General features: G+C 45.0%; 6 protein-coding genes and 1 pseudogene. 3 read left to right on the forward strand and 4 right to left on the reverse strand.

Annotated features, from left to right (window positions below; genetic code table 11):
• Window positions 1-89: 89 nt before the first annotated feature.
• Window positions 90-287: pseudogene (locus IC21_RS16275) on the forward strand (zinc ribbon domain-containing protein); the annotation flags it as partial.
• Window positions 288-536: 249 nt separating this feature from the next.
• Complete coding sequence (gerQ, locus tag IC21_RS09665) at window positions 537-986, forward strand: spore coat protein GerQ (protein ID WP_029143103.1); 450 nt, start codon at window positions 537-539, stop codon at window positions 984-986.
• Window positions 987-1,025: 39 nt separating this feature from the next.
• On the opposite strand, the gene IC21_RS09670 is transcribed toward gerQ, so the two are convergent.
• The 3 genes from IC21_RS09670 to IC21_RS09680 all read right to left on the reverse strand — a co-directional run bounded on the left by IC21_RS09670 (window position 1,026) and on the right by IC21_RS09680 (window position 2,836).
• A complete protein-coding gene (locus IC21_RS09670) occupies window positions 1,026-1,397 on the reverse strand; it encodes a DUF423 domain-containing protein (protein ID WP_029143102.1) in 372 nt (123 codons plus the stop codon).
• Window positions 1,398-1,560: 163 nt separating this feature from the next.
• On the reverse strand, window positions 1,561-1,806 hold the full coding sequence (locus IC21_RS09675) for a YwdI family protein (protein ID WP_017550345.1): 246 nt from the start codon (window positions 1,804-1,806) through the stop codon (window positions 1,561-1,563).
• Between the two features lie 343 nt (window positions 1,807-2,149).
• On the reverse strand, window positions 2,150-2,836 hold the full coding sequence (locus IC21_RS09680) for a uracil-DNA glycosylase (protein ID WP_029143101.1): 687 nt from the start codon (window positions 2,834-2,836) through the stop codon (window positions 2,150-2,152).
• Between the two features lie 147 nt (window positions 2,837-2,983).
• Here IC21_RS09680 and IC21_RS09685 point away from each other — a divergent pair, with 147 nt between their 5' ends.
• Window positions 2,984-3,331 (forward strand): YflT domain-containing protein, encoded by a 348-nt coding sequence (locus IC21_RS09685; RefSeq protein ID WP_013860790.1) that lies wholly within the window; start codon window positions 2,984-2,986, stop codon window positions 3,329-3,331.
• 128 nt (window positions 3,332-3,459) lie between these two features.
• Here the strand turns inward: IC21_RS09685 and IC21_RS09690 are convergent, their stop codons facing one another.
• Complete coding sequence (locus IC21_RS09690) at window positions 3,460-3,732, reverse strand: helix-turn-helix domain-containing protein (protein ID WP_029143100.1); 273 nt, start codon at window positions 3,730-3,732, stop codon at window positions 3,460-3,462.
• Between the last annotated feature and the right edge of the window lie 330 nt (window positions 3,733-4,062).

Genomic DNA, 4,062 nt, shown 5'->3' on the forward strand with positions numbered 1-4,062 from the left:
TCAAGCGACCAGCGATGTCATGAAAAATATGGCATGAGATCAAAATTAAATTTCACTTATTGGTGTCCAAAATATTGACTTAAATCCAAAAAGAACAGGGGAAACAACTTGTGAAAATTGATAAGTGGTTTCCCTCCACTAAGAAGTGTTCATGTTGCGGCAAGGAAAAAGAAATGCCATTATCTGAACGTGTATATAAATGTTCTTGCGGCTTTGTATTAGATCGCGATCACAATTCAGCAATCAATATCAAAAATGAGGGATTACGCTTATTCGCGTTATCATAAGTAACAAAACTCTTGGAACAAGAGGGTTAGCTCGGTCAGTTTTCGTTGGCTAGTAAAAGCAACGATAAGTCGAGAAGCCCCCACTTCAATCAAACCGTAAGGTTGATAAGTGGTGGGTAGTTCACCGAAAGATCTTAAGCATAACCCGTTTCCGGCCGGCATACACATGAATGTAGTGAATGCCCTTGTTTTTTATGCATTTTACAAAAACCAGGGCAGACCGATATGCAAAATGGAGGGGGAAATCAGTTGGAAAACGGCAATTACACACCGCCCGTATACGGGTATCCTTATTATTACCGGCAGTCCGCACAGCCTTATTACGGAGGATATTATCCGCCGTACCAGGTTCCCGGGGGGCAGCAAGCGCAGGCACCCTCACAGAACCTGCCCGGCCAGCTTCCGCTTGAACAATCGTATATTGAAAATATTTTGCGGCTGAATAAAGGAAAACTGGTCACGCTGTACGCCACGTTTGAAAACAACCGGGAATGGAATGCTAAAGTGTTCAATGGCATTATTGAAGCTGCCGGACGGGACCATGTCATTCTCAGTGACCCGCAAACCGGGCAGCGTTATTTAATCCCGATGGTCTATGTTGATTATGTTGTCTTCTCTGAAGAAATTGAATATGAATACCCATATGGCAGCACAACGCAGGCCGGTCAGCCGCTGGCAACCTATCCGCCACGGGGATAAGCGAAAGAAAAAACAGCTCCGAAACCGGGCTGTTTTTTCTTACATCCACTTTACCGCCGCTATGCCGAGCAGTATCCAGGAAGCAAGGAACGCGACGCCTCCGATTGGCGTAATCGCACCAAGCACACTGATTTTCGTTAAGCTTAAAACATAAAGGCTGCCGGAGAAAAGGACGATGCCAATCAGCATCAACCATCCTGACCAGCTGAGCAGTGCGGATGATTTGAGGGTGCCGGAAAGAATGCCGATCGCAATCAATCCGAGCGCATGGTACATTTCATAACGGACGCCGGTCTCCCAAATATCCAGATACTTCTGATCCATGATCCCTTTCAACCCGTGGGCCCCGAAAGCCCCGAGCGCAACAGATATACATGCGTTAATTGCTCCGAGAAAAACAAAAATATTCATGCGATGCACTCCCGTTTTTTAATATGAAACGCTGCCAACGTAAATGTTCACCATACAAAGCTGGATGCCAATAGGAAGCTATGATGGCAGTGCAAACCGTATAAGAAGCTGCAGAGGAAAACAGGGACTCCCGCTTGGCTGGCGTTGTTTCAATTGTTTGCGATTAAAAGTCAAAAATAGAGTCCCCGTTTGCACCATCTTCCGTTTTCAACGGCTCCGGATTAAGCACCGGTTTCGGCACAGAAGGACCGGCAGGCAATGGCTGTTCAGGCTGGCTTTCCAATAAAACTTCGCACAAAGCTTTTACCGCATAGATATGCTCCCTGAGTTGTTCCGCCGGCATTGCCTGTTTTGCCTTTGCCAATTCCTGCTCCATTTTTTCCAAAAGCATTTCCGTTGTAATGGCCATATCCGCACCTCTGTTCAATTTCCAGCCTGAAAATTTGTGCCCTGTTGTTTTCCATCCCACTGCTGGTGCCGCGTTACGTGCAACATGGTGAAAATTTGTGATGGCTGAGTTTCATTCTTCCGATCGCATAAAGGCGGCATGGTGCCGGCCCTGACAATGTTTCCTTCCTTTGATAGCCGCCTTTGCCGTCTGCTAAAATGACAGCTGCCAAAAGAGATTCCGTTTCTTACATTTATTTTAACAGAGGCCGTCTGTCCGAACAATGCGGAACGCTGTCATACTTTGCAAAAAAGCCGCCATGTTTCACGTGGAACATTGTCGGATTTCCTCGATGGAATGCGTTTTAAAGCTTTTCCTGTTCCGGCAGCTGCCAGTCGATCTCTTTTTCTCCCAACTTGCGCAAAATATTGTTGGTTTTTGAAAACGGGCGGCTCCCGAAAAAACCGCGATGGGCGGACAACGGGCTTGGGTGGGCAGCAGTTAAAACGAAATGTTTGTTGGTGTCGATCAGCGCTTTTTTGCTCTGTGCAGGCCTCCCCCATAACAGAAAAATGACAGGTGTTTCTTTCGCATTGATTTTCCGGATCACTTCGTCTGTAAAAATTTCCCATCCCATTCCTTGGTGTGAATGGGCCTGCCCTTCCCTGACAGTCAACACGGTGTTTAACAGCATCACGCCCTGCTTCGCCCAGCTGACCAAGCACCCGTGCTGCGGAATCCTGCATCCAACATCGTCATGTAGCTCTTTGAAAATATTCCGGAGCGAAGGGGGGATATCCACCCCCGGCTTTACTGAAAAACTAAGCCCGTGCGCCTGGCCCGGTCCGTGGTAAGGATCCTGGCCAAGGAGGACAACCTTAACATCCCGATAAGCCGTATAGTGAAAAGCATTAAAGATATCGAACATATCAGGATGGATTCGCTGTGTTGCATATTCTTTTTTGAGGAACTCCCTCAATTTTAAATAATATGGTTTTTGGAATTCCTCCTTTAAAAGCGGGCCCCAATCATTTTTAAAAATGTCCTTCATTTTATTTACAGCCCCTTTCTTTCCTATACTTTCATTTTATCAGTTTCCTTGTCCGGCGGCTGTAAAACTTTTCTTTGTTTAAGGACGGCAGGAAGCGGTTATATAAATGTCAAACAGTATCATCATTTTTCGGAAGGAGGAAGACAGGTGCATAAAGTAGAAGTGGTCGAAAACGGGCTCGAAGCGACGAAAAAGATAACAGAGTTTGAAAATGAAGGATTTGCGAAAGACAATATTTATATTTTCTCGCATGACAAAGACCGTTCAAAAGATTTAACCGACGCAACGGAAACGGGATCTGTCGGCATGGAAGAACAAGGAGTCATTGATTCGGTCGGCAATCTGTTCAGGGAGCGAGGGGATGAACTGCGTTCGAAAATGCAGTCGCTCGGATTGTCGGAGATGGAAGCCGTACAGTATGAAAAAGTACTCGACGAGGGGCGCGTTGTCGTCATCGCCACGGATAACCAGGAGGGGCCTGAACACCTGCTATAAAACCGGACCGGGCCGGCGTTCCTTAAGCCGGCTGTTTCTGCTTTTATCAGGGGCATAAGCGGCCCTTATTTTTGCGATGCATGGTTTTTGGCAGCGACAACTCATTCAGGCGCGGAAGTGTGTAACCGCTATAAAAACAAATTATTTATGAAATATAAAAAACGTTCAACAGGTAAGTCGAGTCTGTATAATATGTAAAAAAAGGTAAACAGGTTGGGCAATACCTTGCCGTTTTCAATCCTCCGAATCGTTCTTTCGGATAAAGTATCCCCGGCCAGGTCTTTTTGGGTCAATCCCCTTTCCAATCTGGCCGTTTTTACGAACAAACCAACATTTTCAGCAGTTATGATTTTTTGTAGAGGCGTTTCCTCTGATGGATATGGTTTGTCTTGATACGCCATAGAACCCCCACCCCATTTTGTTTGGGTAATTTGCATATTCTTCGGTAAAATAAAAATTTTCATGGCTTGTTGAGCAAATATATGAATGAAAAAACCGGATAAATGGCAAAATCTTATGATACTTTTTATTTTAGAGCCTCTGCCAAAATAAAAATATACCCTTGAGCGAGGCTCTGGAAAATTAATTATCCCGATTTTTTTGCCTTTTCATCCAGATTTTCAATTTACATCCAGATTTTTAATTCAATAGAAGTAAAACGGTCATTTTTCTTCAAAAAAAGGGCATACGTATCCCGCCTTCACAAAATGGTTTTTTTCACTACCCTTTGT

It is taken from the genome of Heyndrickxia coagulans DSM 1 = ATCC 7050, from assembly GCF_000290615.1.
Classification (GTDB): Bacteria; Bacillota; Bacilli; order Bacillales; family Bacillaceae_C; genus Weizmannia; species Weizmannia coagulans.